The sequence below is a fragment of the Nocardia cyriacigeorgica genome, assembly GCF_010868145.1.
In the GTDB taxonomy this organism is placed as follows: Bacteria; Actinomycetota; Actinomycetes; order Mycobacteriales; family Mycobacteriaceae; genus Nocardia; species Nocardia cyriacigeorgica_D.
On sequence record NZ_JAAGUY010000097.1, the window covers coordinates 1 to 276 of the forward strand.

1 protein-coding gene is annotated in these 276 nt (G+C 68.5%); it reads left to right on the top strand.

Features of this window, described 5'->3' with window-relative positions:
* A partial coding sequence (locus GV792_RS28910) for a DNA glycosylase AlkZ-like family protein (protein WP_163828153.1) occupies window positions 1-276 on the top strand: 276 nt, incomplete at both ends.

Here is a 276-nt window from a genome sequence, read left to right on the forward strand (position 1 = left end):
GTCGATGGTCGTGCTGCACGCGACCGATCCCGCAACGGTGTTCCTGTCGGTGGCCGCGCGCGGCGACGCGATCACACCCGCCGATATCGAGCGGGCACTGTACGAGGATCGTTCGCTGCTGCGGATGCTGGCGATGCGGCGCACCATGTTCGTCGCGCCGGTGGAGCTGGTTCCGGTGTTGCAGGCCTCCTGCGCGGACGCCCTGGCCGACAAGCAGCGCCGTACCTACGGAAAGTTCTTGGAGCAGGCCGGAATCGGCGAGGGCGACGTGCGGTC